Origin of the sequence: Pseudomonas sp. E6002, assembly GCF_013385565.1 — a bacterium.
GTDB lineage: Bacteria > Pseudomonadota > Gammaproteobacteria > Pseudomonadales > Pseudomonadaceae > Aquipseudomonas.
In genome coordinates, this window is sequence record NZ_JACAPT010000010.1 from 46,339 (window position 1) to 62,097 (window position 15,759).

Below are 15,759 nucleotides of genomic sequence, written 5' to 3' on the forward strand. Positions count from 1 at the left end.
TGCGAAGGCGGCGGCACAGCCGATAAAATAAGCTGCCTGACACACCGCTATCGCAGCCTCGCTAAAGCTCGACAGCTCCCACATGACAAAAACGCACCCACACTGACATCAAACCGTCATCTCCCCCCGAACGTATTCAGGCCGGTTGTCGTTGATCACCTGCATGAAGCCTCCTGATCAATTAATGATTTAGCGTGAGTTGCATGTTCGTCCTGTACCGGCTCAAACCCGCAGCGCAGATAAAAGCTTGCGCCCTCGTGGGTGTCGGTAGACAGGCGCACGACATGGAAGGATTGCGCCGCGCGTGCCAAAAGCTGGCCCACCAACGCTTTGCCCACCTGGCGTCCCCTTGATGCCCGTGCGACGTACACCCGGCGCAGCCTGCCAACCTCCGGACCGGCGTAAGGGTCATGGGACAAACCGCCAACGGCGATCAACTGCCCGTTGCTGAATACACCCAAAAGACATTCGCCTGGCTGGTCAAAACGGTTGGCGCCGCTGGACCACTCTGCAACGAGTCGCGTGAGAAACCTGAATCCTTCGGCGACGGCTTCTGCTTCCAATACCAGGATCTCTTCGGGCAACGCCGAGAGGGTGCGTATCGACAAACCGTCCTCTGATTCAGCCACTGCGATTCTCCAGATCCAGCCAAGCGGCCTTGGAGTCAACGCAGGAGTGCTCCTGCTTGCCAGGCAAGAGCGGCGTATCGAGTGTAGCGATTGCTATCGAGACCCAGTCTGGGTAAACACCATTGATATCGGACCAGAACATCGACGAGCCGCAGCGTGAGCAAAACTCACGAAACACACCCTCGGAAGATTCATAAGCCTTGAGCGTTTGCAGCGAAGACTCGATGTGCACCGACGATTTCGGAGCACTCGCGTATGTCGCGAAGGCGGAGCCATGACTCTTTTGGCATTTTTTGCAGTGGCAATGCGTCACAGCTTTCAGCGGTGTCGATACTCGGTAGCTGACCGCGCCGCACAGGCAGCTACCCTGGTGAAGTCCTTCCATGTTGATTCAATCCCAAGCTCAATGGAGTGACTATACCGCTCTCCCATGAGCCTTGAGCAAGTCCGGTTTTCGGTATCACGTATTGGTCTTCAACTTGGTCCACAACCGAGTGGCCAGCCGCGCAATCGCTGGCGGCAGATCCTCCACGATAAACAGCTTGTCCATCACGCTTTTCGGCGGGTAGATCGCCAGGTCTTGCTTCACCTCAGGGGTCACCAGCTCATCCGCCGCGCTGTTGGGGTTGGCGTAGTGGATGCTGTTGCTAATGTTGGCAATCACCTTGGGCTCCAGCAGGTAATTCATATAGGCATAGCCGTTTTTCTCGTGCGGTGCACCCTTGGGCATCACCACCATGTCCAGCCACAATGTCGAGCCTTCGTCCGGGATCGAGTAGGCGATGCTGATACCGTTTTTCGCTTCCCTGGCGCTGGCGGCAGCCTGTACCACGTCGCCGTTAAAGCCGATCACTGCGCAGATATTGCCGTTCGCCAGGTCGCTGATGTACTTGGAGGCATGGAAGTACTGGATGTAGGGGCGGATTTTCAACAGCGCCTGCTCGGCCTTTTTGTAGTCGGCCGGTTCGTGGCTGTGGTGCGGCAGGCCCAGGTAGTTGAGGGTGATCGGCAGGATCTGCGTGGGGTTGTCGATAATCGCCACGCCGCAGGCGCTGAGTTTCTTGATGTTGTTTTCATCAAAGAACAGGCTCCAGGAATGGGTGACGTCGGTGGTGCCGAAGATCGCCTTGATCTTCTCGACGTTGTAGCCAATCCCCGCCGTGCCCCACATATACGGGAAGCCGTACTGGTTGCTCGGGTCGTTGGTCTCCAGCTTTTTCATCAGCAACGGGTCGAGGTTTTTCCAGTTGGGCAGTTGGCTTCGGTCGAGCTTCTGGATCGCCCCGGCCTTGATCAGCCGCGAGAGGAAGTGGTTGGACGGGCTCACCACGTCATAACCGGTATTGCCGGTCATCAGCTTGGATTCCAGCACTTCATTGCTGTCGTGAATGTCGTAGGTCGCCTTGATCCCGGTCGCTTTGGTAAAACTGGTCAAGGTGTCATCGGCGATGTAGCCGTTCCAGTTGGAAATGTTCACTTCTTCGGCGGCGTACACAGCCGCCGGGAGCGCGCTGAGGATGACCGCCAGGGACAGACTGTTGATGTGCATGTGAATCACCTTTATCGAGGTTTCTTGTTCTAGATTTCTGTCCGTGCTCGAACCGTTTCCACGCCCATACGCAGCATGGCACCGATGCCGAACAGCGGCCGGGGTGGCAGCCAGCCGGGCTGTGCCCTGTGCATCACAGAGTGCAGGAGCGAGGAAGTCTGGCCCGACGCCCACTCGGCCAGCAGTCGACCCCACAGCGTGCCGCGGGCCACGCCTGAACCGTTGCAGCCCGCGACGGCATACAGGTTGCTTTCGACCCGCGCGAAATACGGTTGACCGCTGCGGGAGGCGCTCAAGTGGCCGGTCCAGGTGTAGTGGATGTCTTGTTCGGTCAGCCACGGGAAGCGTCGCTGCATGCCCTTTACATGGTGTTGGCGCCGGTGCAACAGGTCGCCGTTGGACAAGTCCCGGGTGCGGTACTCCGCTGTGTTGCGGATCATCACCCGATGGTCCGGTGTCAGGCGCACCGTGGCACCCAGTGGCCGCGTGGACAGCACGCCCCACGGTTCCACTGCGCCGATCCGGCGGTATTCCTCATCGCTGAGAGGGCGGGTGAGGCTGGCGCTGAGTTCCATCGGGAACGTCGCACTGGCCTCAAGGCCCACCCGTGGAATAAAGGCGTTGAGGCACACCAGCACCTGGCCGGCTTCAATGCAGGCGTCCAGGCCGTTGGCGCGAATGCCGCCATTGGCCATGCGCTCAAGGCCGGTGATGTCGGTGTTCTCATAAAGCGTCACGTTGTCCGGCAGCGCTTCGAGCAAACCCTTCACATACTTCGCCGGTTGCAGCAAGGCGTTGCCGTGGCCGCACCAGATGGCGGCCTGGTAATGCTCGGTGCCGAGTGTCTGCGCGAGTGCGGCACCTTGCAGGAACTGCGCTGAAGCACCCGCGGCACGCAAGGTCGCCAACTTGGCATCCACATGCGCAAGCTTGTCGCGATCGTGCACGGCGAAGTAGTAGCCGCTGTCCCGAAAGTCGCAGTCGATGGCATGGCGGGCGATGCGCTCGCGCACTTCATCGCTGGCTGCGCGGGAGATCGCGGTGTCCACCTCAAAGTCAGCGAAGCCTGCGTTGCCCATCAGTTCACTTGCAGCGGGATGCTCATGGGCCACCACAAAACCGGAATTACGCGCTGAGGCACCTTGGGCGGCGCGCTGGCGGTCGACGATCACGATGCGCGCCTCGGGGTGCATCTCGGCCAGGTTGTGCGCCGCACACAAACCGGTGATGCCGGCGCCGATCACCAGCCAGTCGGCTTTTTGTAGGCCGGTGAGTCGGTCCCGGGCGGGGAGGCTTTCAGTCTGGGCAATCCAGCCACATGTGTTTTCCATGAAGATCCTCGGCTGTATGCGTTGTTGGCATAAATAAGTTCGGGCTGCAGCTGGAATCTATAGGGCCTGCGGTGATACAACCAACGTTATAAAATCATCCAGCCATTCGGAAAACGCATGGATAACATCCGTCACGTGCCTTCGCTGCAGGGCCTTCAGGCGTTGGTTGAAGTCAGCGACTGCGCGAGCTTCACCGTGGCTGCGCAGAAGCTGTGCCTGACCCAAAGCGCGGTGAGCCGCAAAATCCAGCAACTGGAAAGCCATTTCGGCGTGCCGATGTTCACCCGGACCAGCCGCAGCCTGCGCCTGACCTCCGAAGGTGAGCAGGTGCTGGCCAGTGCCCGGAGCATCCTGGCGCAACTGAAGGGGCTGGAGGATCGGCTCTCGCCTCGTAAACGTCCGTTTCGCATCCGCCTGCATGTGTCGCTGGCGGTGCGCTGGCTGCTGCCCAAGCTCAGCGATTTCTATCGCAACCATCCCGATATTTCCCTGGCAATCGAGACCGTCGCCACCGAGGTGGTCGAGCCGGCGAGTGACAGCGATGCCTACATCCTTTACCTGCCCAAGCCCGACAACGATCCTGCGCGGCTGACCTTGTTCCACGAATCATTGGTGCCGGTCTGCGCGCCGGGTTTGGGGCCACTGGCTTCCGTGGAACAGCTCGAACACTTTGCGCTGCTGCATCGTTCAGCCGACAAGCAGGACTGGATGACCTGGCTGGCGGCCAATGGCGCGCGGTCGCTGGACGACTACCGGCATATCCCGTTCAACCTTGACGAATTGGCGCTGGATGCCGCCGCGCGCGGGCTTGGGGTGGCGATGACGGATCTGACGCTGGCGGCCGAGTCGATCGAACGGGGTGTGTTGGTGGTGCCGTTTGGTCAGCCGCTGGTGACCGGCGGGGTGTATGCATTGTGCTTGCAGTCATCGGCGGCGTCACACCCAGGCTGCGTGCTCATCATGCAGTGGTTTGGTCAGCAGGCGCGGCATGCTAACGTCACGTCTTGACTCTCTATCGCCAGCCCATCCATGAAAATGCCCGATATCGACGCCATCCAGGCGTTCGTCCTGGTCGCCGAACTCAAGAGCTTTACCCGCGCTGCCGATGCCATCGGCGGCACCCAGGCGGCTATCAGCCTGAAGATAAAACGCCTCGAAGAAAGCCTTGGCCGCAAGCTGCTGGAGCGCACGCCGCGACGGGTCACGCTGTCGGCCCATGGCCAGATGTTTTTGGCCAGCGCCCGCCGCTTGCTGGACAACTACCAGGATGCGATGAATTGTTTTGGCCCGCAGAAACGCACCTTGCGCGTGGGCGTCAGCCACCACATTGTCGGCGCCGATCTCAGCCTGTGGCTGCGACGTTTGGCGACCACCGACCCGGACGTGATCGTGGCGTTCAGCCTCGGCACCTCGCGGGATATGTTGATGAACTACGAGCAGGGCAAGCTGGATGTGGCGATGATCCTGCGGCACGACAACCGTCGCCAGGACGGCGAAGTGGTGGGCATCGAACGCTTTGGCTGGATGGCTTCCCACGACTTCGAATTGCGCCAGGGCGGGGCGTTGCCCCTGGCGATCCAGCCGGAACCCTGCGGCATGCGCAGCATGGTGATGGCGGCGCTGGCCGAGCAGAACCGTGCCTGGGAAGAGGCGTTTGTGGGCAGCGGGATCCTGGCGATCGGCGCTGCTGTGGTGGCGGGGATTGGCATCGGTGCGATGGTGGGGCGGATGGCGCCCGGTGGCTGCGTCGACGTGGAGCAGCGTTTCGACCTGCCGCCGCTGCCCAGTCGTGAAGTGGTGCTGTATACGGCGCAGCGGGACTCTCAGGCGCAAGCGTTGATCCGCACGTTGAGCGCCGATATTCCCGCCGATTGAACTAGAAAATCAGGCGCCCGGCCCAAGCCATCAGCAGCGCCAGGCTGCCGATGCCGAGGAGTGTGAGCCCAAGGGCTACGAAGTGAACGAGGAGGGTGGTCAGTGGCGGCTGCTGTTCCATGTGGGGGCTTCCTTGGGGCTTGGGAAGCAAAAGTATGCTGAGCGGCCGAGCACCGAAACAGACGCCGCCAGCTATTTCAGTGATAAGCAAAACGAAGGCCCACCCACTCCCGCGCGCGTGGAGCATGAGCGCCGCGCGATCACTCAAGCCTGGGCGGTGCATTTCATCATGAGTGGAACTTGTGATCATCTCAAATAAAATGAGTTTGTCTCACTATCACTCGATCCCGACAATGGCTCCCATACAAACACATTGGAGCTTTACGTCATGGCTGTTGCCCATTCCCTTGGATTCCCGCGCATTGGTCGCGATCGTGAACTGAAAAAAGCGCAGGAAGCGTTTTGGAAGGGCGAGCTCGACGAAGCCGGCCTGCGCGCCGTAGGTCGTGAACTGCGCAAGACGCACTGGGACCTGCAAAAGAAAGCCGGCATCGAACTGTTGCCCGCCGGTGACTTCGCCTGGTACGACCAGGTACTGACTCACTCGCTGATGTTCGGTGTGATCCCCGAGCGTTTCCGCCCGGCCGACGGCAAAGCCACCCTGCACACCCTGTTCGGCATGGCCCGTGGCGTCAGTGACAACTGCTGCGGCGGTGCCCACGCCCAGGAAATGACCAAGTGGTTCGACACCAACTATCACTACCTGGTCCCTGAATTCAGCGCCGACCAGCAATTCCAGCTGGGTTGGGAGCAACTGTTCGAAGAGGTCAAGGAAGCCCGTGACCTCGGCCACACCGTCAAGCCAGTGGTCATCGGCCCGCTGACCTACCTGTGGCTGGGCAAGGCCAAGGGTGGTGATTTCGACAAACTCGACCTGCTGGACCGCCTCCTGCCGCTGTACGGCCAGATCTTCCAGCGCCTGGCGGACCTGGGCGTGGAGTGGGTGCAGATCGACGAGCCGATCCTGGTGCTGGACCTGCCGCAGGATTGGAAAAACGCCTTCGAGCGTGCCTATAACCTGATCCAGCGCGACCCGCTGAAGAAGCTGGTGGCCACCTATTTTGGCGGCCTGGAAGAGAACCTCGGCCTGGCAGCCAACCTGCCGGTGGACGGCCTGCACATCGACCTGGTGCGTGCACCGGATCAGTACCCGACCATCCTCGATCGCCTGCCGGCTTATAAGGTGCTGTCCCTGGGCGTGGTCAACGGCCGTAACGTATGGCGCTGCGACCTGGAAAAAGCCCTGGCCACCTTGCAGCATGCTCATGAGCGCCTGGGCGATCGCCTGTGGGTGGCGCCATCCTGCTCGTTGCTGCACAGCCCGGTAGACCTGGGCCGTGAAGACAAGCTGGATGCCGAGCTGAAAAGCTGGCTGGCGTTTGCCGTACAGAAGTGCGAAGAAGTGGCGGTGCTGGCCCAGGCCGTGAACCAGCCTGAAGCGCCGAACGTGATCGCTGCCCTGGCCGACAGCCGTGCCGTGCAGGCGGCCCGTGCCGCTTCGCCGCGTATCCACAAGCCGGCGGTGCAAGCCCGTGTGGCGGCGATCACCGCCAAGGACAGCCAGCGTGACTCGCTGTTTGCCCAACGTATCGAGAAACAGCGTGCCGGCCTGAACCTGCCGCTGTTCCCGACCACCACCATCGGTTCGTTCCCGCAAACCGCTTCGATCCGCCTGGCTCGCCAGTCCTACAAGGCCGGCAAGTTGAGCGAAGCCGAATACGTCGAAGCCATGCACAGCGAGATCCGCCACGCTGTCGAAGTGCAGGAAAACCTTGGCCTGGACGTGCTGGTGCATGGTGAAGCCGAGCGTAACGACATGGTCGAATACTTCGCCGAACAGTTGGACGGTTATGTATTTACCCGCTTCGGCTGGGTGCAGAGCTACGGTTCCCGTTGTGTGAAACCGGCGGTGATTTTCGGTGACCTGAGTCGTCCGAAAGCCATGACCGTGGAGTGGATCCGCTACGCCCAGGGCCTCACCAACAAGGTGATGAAGGGCATGCTGACCGGCCCGGTGACCATGCTGATGTGGTCGTTCCCCCGTGAAGACGTGAGCCGCGAAGAACAGGCGCGGCAACTCGCCCTGGCGATTCGTGACGAAGTGGTGGACCTGGAAGCCGCCGGGATCAAGATCGTGCAGATCGACGAAGCCGCGTTCCGCGAAGGCTTGCCGTTGCGCCAGGCGCAGTGGAAGGAATACCTGGACTGGGCCACCGAAGTCTTCCGCCTGTGCGCCTCCGGTGTGCGCGACGAAACCCAGATCCACACCCACATGTGCTACAGCGAATTCAACGATGTGATCGAGTCTATCGCGGCGATGGATGCCGACGTGATCACCATCGAAACCTCGCGCTCGGACATGGAGCTGCTGGAGGCATTCGAAGCCTTCGCCTACCCGAACGACATTGGCCCTGGTGTGTACGACATCCACTCGCCACGGGTGCCGGATGCCTCGGAAATGGCCAACCTGCTGCGCAAGGCAGCCAAACGCATCCCGGCCGAACGCCTGTGGGTCAACCCGGATTGCGGCCTGAAAACCCGTGGCTGGCCGGAGACGGAAGCGGCACTGATTCACATGGTGACTGCGGCGCGTCAATTGCGGGCCGAACTGGCCTGATCCAACACCCGGAATCATACGCCGGGTGAAGCTCAAAAATGTGGGAGCGGGCTTGCTCGCGAATACGGAGTATCAGCCGCTGGAGATGTCGACTGACCCACCGCATTCGCGAGCAAGCCCGCTCCCACATTGGGTCACCGGCGTTATCAAAATCATGAAATTGCCAGCATTACCCCGCGCAGACTAGAATGCGATCAATTCTTAATTACGCTTGGGCCCCACCGCCCGGCGCGCCCCGGTGATCGGCATGTCGTCTCCCCTCAATCTGCATATCCAGGACCTGTACTGCGAACACCATGGATGGTTGCACCGTTGGCTGGACCGCAAGCTGGGCAACGCCAGCGATGCCGCCGACCTGGCCCATGACACGTTCATGCGCCTGCTCACCCGGCAAACCAGCACCCACCTGGGCGCCGAACCACGGGCGTTGCTGACCCATATCGCCAAGGGCCTGATGATCGACAGCTGGCGCCGCCAGGAAGTGGAACGCGCCTACCTGGAAACCATCGCCCACCTGCCCGAACAGCATGTACCTTCGCCGGAAACCCGCTGGCTGATCCTCGAAGCGCTGTACCGCATTGAGGCGATGCTGCGGGATCTGCCGGAAAAAACCCGCCAGGCCTTCCTGATGTCGCAGATCGACGGCCTGACCTATCAGCAGATTGCCGATGCCCTGGGTGTGTCGCTGATTTCGGTCAAACGCTACATGCGCGATGCCTTCCTGGCCTGCCTGAGCGTGGCATGAGCCAGTCGATTGATCCGCTGATCCTCGGTGAAGCCGCCGACTGGATGGTGCAGTTGCAGTCCGGCAGCGCCACCGATGAGGACCGCCGCGCCATCGCCCAATGGCAGGGCCGCAGCGCCCAGCATGCCCAGGCCTGGCAACGGGCGCAGGCGATTCTGGGGGACTTCAACAGCGTGCCGGCGGCGATTGCCGGCGATACCTTGAAGCGCATCGGGCGCAAAAAATCCCTCGGCCGACGCCAGGCGCTCGGGTTGTTGCTGGCGGCCGGCCCGGCGGCCTGGCTGGCGTATCGGCAGGTGCCGTGGCAGCAGTGGACCGCCGACCAGCACACGGCCATCGGCGAACAAAGGAACCTCACTTTGCCCGACGGCACTCGCTTGCTGATCAACACCGGCAGCTCGCTGAATATCGCGTTCTCCGAGCAGGTGCGGCGTATCGAGCTGCTCAAGGGCGAAGTGCTGATCACCACCGCCAAGGATTCGGCCCATCGCCCGTTCATCGTCCAGACCCGCCACGGTACCGCCAGGGCCTTGGGCACCCGATTCAGCGTGCGGGTGGGTGAGCAGGCAAGCCGAGTGGCCGTGACCGAAGGCGCGGTGGAGTTGCTGGCGGCGCATGCCGGCCAGGGGGTGATCGTCAAGGCGGGCGAGCAGGGCGCCTTCAGTGTTGACCGGGTAGCCGCCGTCGAGCCGCTGGACGTCAGCACCCTGACCTGGGAGAACGGCATGCTGCTGGCCCAGCATATGCGCCTGGCGGACCTGCTGGATGAGCTGGGGCGTTATCGCGCCGGCGTATTGCGCTGCCATGCCTCGGTTGCCGACCTCACGGTGTCGGGTGCGTTTCCCCTGCGCGACACCGATGCCAGCCTGCACCTGTTGCAGGAAACCTTGCCGGTCAAGGTCAGCAGCCTGACGGGGTATTGGGTGACGGTCGAGCCGCGCTGATCTTTTTCAACTTTCGCTGATACCTTTTTCGTTGTCGCCCGGTGTAGGGGAGAACCCTCAACATTGCTCCGCGCCGACAGGAATGCCCATGACCGCCAGACCGCTCCCGTATTGCCCCCGTCCGTTGAAGGCACTGAGCCTGGCGGTCGCCCTTGCCGCCGTCGCACCGTTGCAGAACGCCCAGGCAGAAGACGCTGCGCCAAGCAGTGCGGCGCGCAGCTATAACATCGCGGCGGGGCCGCTGGGGAATGTGCTGGCGCAGTTTGCGGCGTTGTCCGGGGTGCCGTTGTCGTTCGATTCCACGTTGCTCAACGATCAACAAAGCCCGGGGCTGCAAGGCAGCTACAGCGCACAATCGGGTTTTGCCCAGTTGCTGCAAGGCAGCGGCTACACCCTGCAAGGCACCGGCACCAACGGTTATACCGTGGTGCCCCAGGCCAACGGCGGTGCGTTGGAGTTGGGCGCCACCACCATCAGCGGTGAAGCGAGCGGGGCGCAGGCAGACACGTATGCCGGTGGCCAGGTGGCACGTTCTGCACGCCTGGGCGTGTTGGGCAATCGGTCCATCAACGACGTGCCATTCAGCGTGGTCAGCTACACCTCGAAAACCATCGCCGACCAACAAGCGCGAACCGTCGGCGACGTATTGCTCAACGACGCGTCGGTGCGCCAGTCGTCCGGGTTTGGCAACTTCTCCCAGGTGTTCACCATTCGCGGGCTGCCGCTGAGCACCGATGACATCGCATTCAACGGCCTGTACGGCGTGCTGCCCCGGCAGATCATCACTACCGAAGCCCTGGAACGGGTGGAGTTGTTCAAGGGCCCGAATGCCTTCGTCAACGGCGTCTCGCCCTCGGGCAGCGGGATCGGCGGCAGCGTCAACCTGGTGCCCAAGCGCGCTGAAGACACGCCCACCCGCAGCGTCACCCTCGATTACGCCAGCGACAGCCAGGCCGGCGGCCACATCGACCTCGGCCAACGCTTTGGCGAAGACAACCGCTTTGGCGCCCGGGTCAACCTGGCCCGGCACGGCGGCGAAACCGCCGTGGATGACGAAAACAAAAGTTCGCAGTTGATCGCCGTTGCCCTGGATTATCGCGGCGATCGTTTGCGGGTCTCCACCGATTTTGGCTACCAGAAAGAACGCATCAATAACGGCCGCTCGGTGGTCTACCTGACCGGCACCAAAGTGCCCAGCCCGCCGTCGGCCAAGGACAACTACGCCCAGGACTGGAGCTGGTCGCAGCTGGAAGACACCTACGGCATGGTCAACGCCGAATATGACTTGAACGATAACTGGACGGCCTACGCGGCAGGTGGCGCCAAGCACACTCGGGAGAACGGCCAGTATTCGTCGCTGTATGTCGCCAACGATGGCAGCGCCAAGGTGGGCTTCCTCTATTCACCCCATGACGAAGACAACAAAAGCGCCATGGCCGGCTTGAACGGGCACTTTGCGACGGGGCCGGTGACCCATCAGATGAACTTCGGGCTGTCGGGGATCTGGGGCGAGCAGCGCTCGTCCTACGAGGCGATCCTGCAAGCCAACCGCCAGCCCGGCAACCTGTACGACCCGACGCAAACGCCGCGACCTACCAACACCTATTTCGGCAGTGATATTCACGACCCGCGGGTTGTCGGCAAGAACCGCATCAAGAGTGCGGCGGTGTCCGACACCCTGGGCTTTTTGGATGATCGGGTGCTGTTGACCCTGGGCGTGCGGCGCCAGACCATCGAGGTGGACAGTTGGAACACGGCCACGGGGGCACGGGGTACACCGTACTCCGAGTCCATCACCACACCGGTCTATGGCCTGGTGATCAAGCCATGGGAGCACGTATCGTTCTACGCCAACCGTATCGAAGGCCTGGCCCAGGGCCCGACGGCGCCACTCACGAACGTGACCAACCCCGGCGAAGTCTTCCCGCCCAAGCGCAGCAAGCAGACGGAAGCCGGGGTGAAGCTGGACTGGGAAAACTATGGCGCCACGCTGGGTGTGTACCGCATCGAACAGCCGAACAACGCGACCACCCGGTTCCCGGGCCAGAAGTTCGACACCTTCACTGTCGACGGTGAACAGATCAACAAAGGCGTGGAACTCAACGTGTTCGGCGAGCCCATCGACGGCCTGCGCCTGCTGGCCGGCGCCACCTGGATGGACACCGAACAGAAGAGCACTTCCAACGGTGCCACCGACGGCAACCGCGCCGCGGGTGTGCCGCGCTTCCAGTACAACGTCGGTGCGGATTGGGATGTGCCGGGCATCCAGGGTGCGGCGGTCAGCGCACGGATGCTGCGCACCGGTGGCGAATACGTCAACGCCGCCAACAGCCTGAGCATCCCGGCCTGGACCCGCGTCGACCTGGGGGCGCGTTATGGCTTCAAGGCGGATGACAAATACATCACCCTGCGCGCCAACGTCGAAAACGTAGCGAACAAGGCGTACTGGTCGTCGGCGTCGACGGCCAATAACTACCTGACCCAGGGTGAGCCGCGGACAGTGAAATTGTCGGCGACGGTGGATTTCTGAACCTGCGAAAACCTATCAGGTGATGAACAACCCGTGGCGAGGGAGCTTGCTCCCGCTGGGCTGCGAAGCAGCCCCAAAAAAAGGACACGGTGTTCTTTCAGGTGGCTCTCGATTGCCTTATTGGGGCCGCTTCGCGACCCAGCGGGAGCAAGCTCCCTCGCCACAACAAGGCTGAATGTCCCTCGGTCAACCCGCGTTCACTTCAATCCGGTCAAAGCCCTTGAGGCGATACAGCATCACCGAGATCGCCCAACTGGCCACGAAGATCCCGATGATCATGTAGCCCAGCATCCCGAAACTGTCGTTCAGCGAGCCGATAAAACTCCAGAACGATCCCTTCAGGTCCAACTGGTCACCCATCAACCCCAACGCCTCGATACTGCCGATCACCACCGCAACCACCACCGATACCAGGGTGATGGTCATGTTGTAGTAGATCTTGCGGATCGGCTTCATGTACGCCCAGCCGTATGCCCCCAGCATCAGGTGGCCGTCCAGCGTGTCCACGAGGGACATGCCGGCGCTGAACAGCAGCGGGAACACCATGATCGCCCACGGCGACAGCCCTTGAGAGGCCTGGGTCGCAGAAATCCCCAGCAGGCCGATCTCGGTGGCCGTATCAAAGCCCAGGCCGAACAGGAAACCCAACGGGTACATGTGCCAGCTGCGGCTGATCAGGCGAAACACCGGGCGGAAAATCCGCGCCATGAAACCCCGGTCCGCCAGCAGCAGGTCGAAGTCGTCCTCCACATACGCACCGCCCTGGCGCACATGGCGCCAGGCCTTGTAGATCGCGTGCAGGATCACCAGGTTCATCAAGGCGATGACCAACAGAAACGAGGCCGAGACCGACGTGCCGATCACCCCGCCGATGGCCTTGAACCCTTCAAACCGCGCCTGCATCACCGAGGCCGCAAACGCGACGCCAATGGATGCCAGGACCACCACCGAAGAATGTCCCAGGGAGAAAAAGAAGCCCACCGCCACCGGACGTTTCTTTTCCTGCATCAGCTTGCGGGTCACGTTGTCGATGGCGGCGATATGGTCGGCATCCACCGCATGCCGCAGCCCGAAACCGTAGGCCAGGAGCGCGGTGCCGAGCAACACCGGGTGCTCATGGAACGCCACCAGCGCCCAGATCCAGGCGACCACGTTAATGCCGATCAACAACCCGTAGATACCAAACAGCTTGGCGCGAACCTGGGTGCTGGAGTCACTGAAAATCTGGGCAAGGCGTAGGATCATCAACACTACCTGTGTGCGTTGGAAACATTCAGACACGTTCCGAAACTTTATAGATTTTGTTTAGAGTGATGATGAAATTTGTGGAGTGAGTGAGGAGAGGATTGTGACGACGATCGAAAATGCAGCAATGGCGGTTATTGAGTTCTGGAAACAGGCGGGGCCCAAGCTCTGGTTTGCCAAGGATGAAGGGTTTGACCGGCGTTTTCGCGAGGCTTTCTACACCACGCATTTGCAGGCGGCCCGGCGCGAACTGGAGAGCTGGATGCAAACGCCGGAAGGCGCGCTGGCGTTGCTGTTACTGCTGGACCAGTTCCCGCGCAATACCTTCCGTGGCACGGCGCATATGTTCGCCACCGACCCGCTGGCGCGTTTGTACGCGCGGCAGATGGTCGAGGCGGGGATGGACAAGTCGATCGAAACCCCGTTGCGGGCGTTTTGTTATTTGCCCTTCGAGCATTCTGAAGATCCCGGGGATCAACAGCTGTCGGTGGCCCTGAACAAGGACCTTGATGCCAATACCTACCGCTGGGCCAAGGAGCACGCCCGCATCATCGAGCGGTTCGGGCGCTTTCCTCATCGTAATGAGGTGTTGGCCAGGGTCACGACAGAGGAGGAGCGGGCGTTCCTGGAGGACGGTGGCTTTTCGGGCTAGGCCTCGGGTTCAGCCACTAAGTCTCTGACGCCCGCCTGGCGAAAACGCCGCACCCCCTTGAGATCAATCGCCCAGCGCAACGCTTCAGTCGCCGACGGACGTTCGCCCTGGGTAATCGCCGCGTCATCGGTGGTCAGTTTATTCAGGTAGCCCTTGGCGCCGCCGCGTTCGCTCCAGTAATGGGTGTGGCTGAGCCAGGACCTGGCGAGCCAGCCTTTCCATTTGCCCACGCTGACCGGCAGGTCCAGTACGCCGGGGCCCATCACCGGGCTGACCGGGCCGCCGACGATGTCGCCAAACAGACCCAGGGGCGCGGGGAAGTAGAGGTTGGTCCAACGGGTCACGGCGAAGGCCGCAGCATGGTGCAAGTACAGGGGTGAAAATGGGCGACCGCCCACGGTGACGGGCAGCCGGCCGCTGTAGCCGTAGCCCTTATCGTCGTGCGTCGGCGGGCAGGCGGGGGCTTCGCGGCGTTCGATGCGGCGCTGGAAGTCGCTCACGCTGCGGCCCAGCAACAGGCTGGCGTGGGCCATCGGGCTGCCGAGGGTGACGAGGTCGGTGATGCGCCACGGGTTGCCGAGGTTGCGTTGTTCGATAAAGGCTTCGGCTTGCTGTTCGCGGAACCTGAGGAGGCTTTGCAGGCGGCCGTCGAGGGCGTTTCCAGCCTTTGGCAGCGTGTCCTGGACCACCGGTTGCAGTCGCTCGTGATTGGCGTAGCGGGCGGCGAGTTCCGGGCCGCCGGGGCGTAACTGATCGTGATGCTCGTGCCACAGGTAGCCGACGATGTCGTAGGCAATCACGCTGCCCAAACTGTGGCCGACGACGATGATGCGGTCGTAATCACCCTTGTCATGCAGGGCGCGCAGCAGGTCGACGCCATCGGCGCGGATCTGTTCGCGCACCACCACGTTCTGCGGGTTGGGGCTCAGGTAGCGGGCGGCATCGCCAAGGTATGACAGTGCCGAGTACTTCAGGGCCAGGCCGATCACCGCCAGCAGCACCGGGATCAGGGCGAAGGGGTTGTCGCTGTGGGGGAATCGGCCATACAGCGTCGCCAGGGTTCCGCTGACCAGCAGCACGAGCAGGGCCAGCAAGGCCCAGCGCGTGGCGCGCCAGATCGGCACGATGGCCGTCGGGATATCCCGGCGCGGGCGCTTGAAAATGTCCCATAGCCAACTGAGCAGGTGCCCGACCTTGGTGCCCTGCATCTTGTGGGCCCAGTAGTACTCGTAGAAATCGGTGGTGTTGCGACCCGCCGACTTCAACACGCGCAAATCGAAGTTGCGCGAAAACCGGTCGGGTTTGCTCCAGTAGAAAGGCGTCGCCTCGGGGGTGTCCGCCGGGATCGCCGCTTCGACGAAGCCACGCAGGGTATCCATCGGGCGCTGCTCGCCGATTCCGTGGATGACGACAACCGCTTGTTTCATCTAGTGATCGTTCCTTGATCCGCTTTTCGGGGCGTTACGGGTGGGGTTGAAGGGGCCATAGTATTGCCATTATCGATGGTATTCCAGCCAGGAATGCCCCCATAAAAACCGCGCATTTCATTTGCGCGACGCGATCTCGTAGTGTGGTGCTCCCA

At 61.9% G+C, this 15,759-nt stretch carries 13 protein-coding genes; 7 read left to right on the forward strand and 6 right to left on the reverse strand.

Annotated elements, in window-relative coordinates:
- Positions 1 to 155 precede the first annotated feature (155 nt).
- The 4 genes from HX815_RS10185 to HX815_RS10200 all read right to left on the reverse strand — a co-directional run bounded on the left by HX815_RS10185 (position 156) and on the right by HX815_RS10200 (position 3,509).
- A complete protein-coding gene (locus tag HX815_RS10185; protein ID WP_102605998.1) occupies positions 156 to 629 on the reverse strand; it encodes a GNAT family N-acetyltransferase in 474 nt (157 codons plus the stop codon).
- Positions 622 to 1,014 (reverse strand): GFA family protein, encoded by a 393-nt coding sequence (locus HX815_RS10190; protein ID WP_003210231.1) that lies wholly within the window; start codon positions 1,012 to 1,014, stop codon positions 622 to 624. The genes HX815_RS10185 and HX815_RS10190 overlap by 8 nt, the downstream gene beginning before the upstream one ends.
- Positions 1,015 to 1,089: 75 nt before the next feature.
- Positions 1,090 to 2,178, reverse strand: coding sequence for a polyamine ABC transporter substrate-binding protein (locus HX815_RS10195; protein ID WP_177028147.1), 1,089 nt, complete (start codon positions 2,176 to 2,178; stop codon positions 1,090 to 1,092).
- A 29-nt stretch (positions 2,179 to 2,207) separates the two neighbouring features.
- Positions 2,208 to 3,509, reverse strand: coding sequence for an FAD-binding oxidoreductase (locus HX815_RS10200; protein ID WP_177028148.1), 1,302 nt, complete (start codon positions 3,507 to 3,509; stop codon positions 2,208 to 2,210).
- Positions 3,510 to 3,626: 117 nt separating this feature from the next.
- On the opposite strand from HX815_RS10200, the gene HX815_RS10205 reads away from it, so the two are divergent.
- From HX815_RS10205 to HX815_RS10230, 6 genes are all read left to right on the forward strand, one after another.
- Entirely contained in the window at positions 3,627 to 4,517 is an 891-nt protein-coding gene (locus tag HX815_RS10205) for a LysR substrate-binding domain-containing protein (protein ID WP_003210225.1), read from the forward strand.
- A 21-nt stretch (positions 4,518 to 4,538) separates the two neighbouring features.
- Complete coding sequence (locus HX815_RS10210) at positions 4,539 to 5,384, forward strand: LysR family transcriptional regulator (protein ID WP_256344163.1); 846 nt, start codon at positions 4,539 to 4,541, stop codon at positions 5,382 to 5,384.
- A gap of 388 nt (positions 5,385 to 5,772) precedes the next feature.
- Positions 5,773 to 8,061 carry a 5-methyltetrahydropteroyltriglutamate--homocysteine S-methyltransferase gene (gene metE / locus HX815_RS10215; protein WP_177028149.1) on the forward strand — a complete coding sequence of 763 codons (2,289 nt, stop codon included), beginning with the start codon at positions 5,773 to 5,775 and terminating at the stop codon, positions 8,059 to 8,061.
- Positions 8,062 to 8,308: 247 nt separating this feature from the next.
- Positions 8,309 to 8,806: a sigma-70 family RNA polymerase sigma factor gene (locus HX815_RS10220; RefSeq protein ID WP_093210076.1), complete on the forward strand. Its 498-nt coding sequence runs from the start codon at positions 8,309 to 8,311 to the stop codon at positions 8,804 to 8,806.
- The gene (locus tag HX815_RS10225) at positions 8,803 to 9,750 is read left to right on the forward strand and encodes a FecR domain-containing protein (RefSeq protein ID WP_177019939.1); all 948 of its coding nucleotides are present in this window, start codon (positions 8,803 to 8,805) and stop codon (positions 9,748 to 9,750) included. Before HX815_RS10220 ends, HX815_RS10225 begins: the two co-directional genes overlap by 4 nt.
- Before the next feature lie 88 nt (positions 9,751 to 9,838).
- The gene (locus HX815_RS10230; RefSeq protein ID WP_177028150.1) at positions 9,839 to 12,280 is read left to right on the forward strand and encodes a TonB-dependent receptor; all 2,442 of its coding nucleotides are present in this window, start codon (positions 9,839 to 9,841) and stop codon (positions 12,278 to 12,280) included.
- Positions 12,281 to 12,466: 186 nt separating this feature from the next.
- On the opposite strand, the gene HX815_RS10235 is transcribed toward HX815_RS10230, so the two are convergent.
- A complete protein-coding gene (locus HX815_RS10235; RefSeq protein WP_087692446.1) occupies positions 12,467 to 13,525 on the reverse strand; it encodes a HoxN/HupN/NixA family nickel/cobalt transporter in 1,059 nt (352 codons plus the stop codon).
- Positions 13,526 to 13,652: 127 nt separating this feature from the next.
- On the opposite strand from HX815_RS10235, the gene HX815_RS10240 reads away from it, so the two are divergent.
- Positions 13,653 to 14,177, forward strand: coding sequence for a DUF924 family protein (locus HX815_RS10240; protein ID WP_008435398.1), 525 nt, complete (start codon positions 13,653 to 13,655; stop codon positions 14,175 to 14,177).
- Here the strand turns inward: HX815_RS10240 and HX815_RS10245 are convergent.
- Positions 14,174 to 15,604, reverse strand: coding sequence for a hypothetical protein (locus tag HX815_RS10245; protein WP_177028151.1), 1,431 nt, complete (start codon positions 15,602 to 15,604; stop codon positions 14,174 to 14,176). The two genes, HX815_RS10240 and HX815_RS10245, sit on opposite strands and share 4 nt — an antisense overlap.
- Positions 15,605 to 15,759 lie beyond the last annotated feature (155 nt).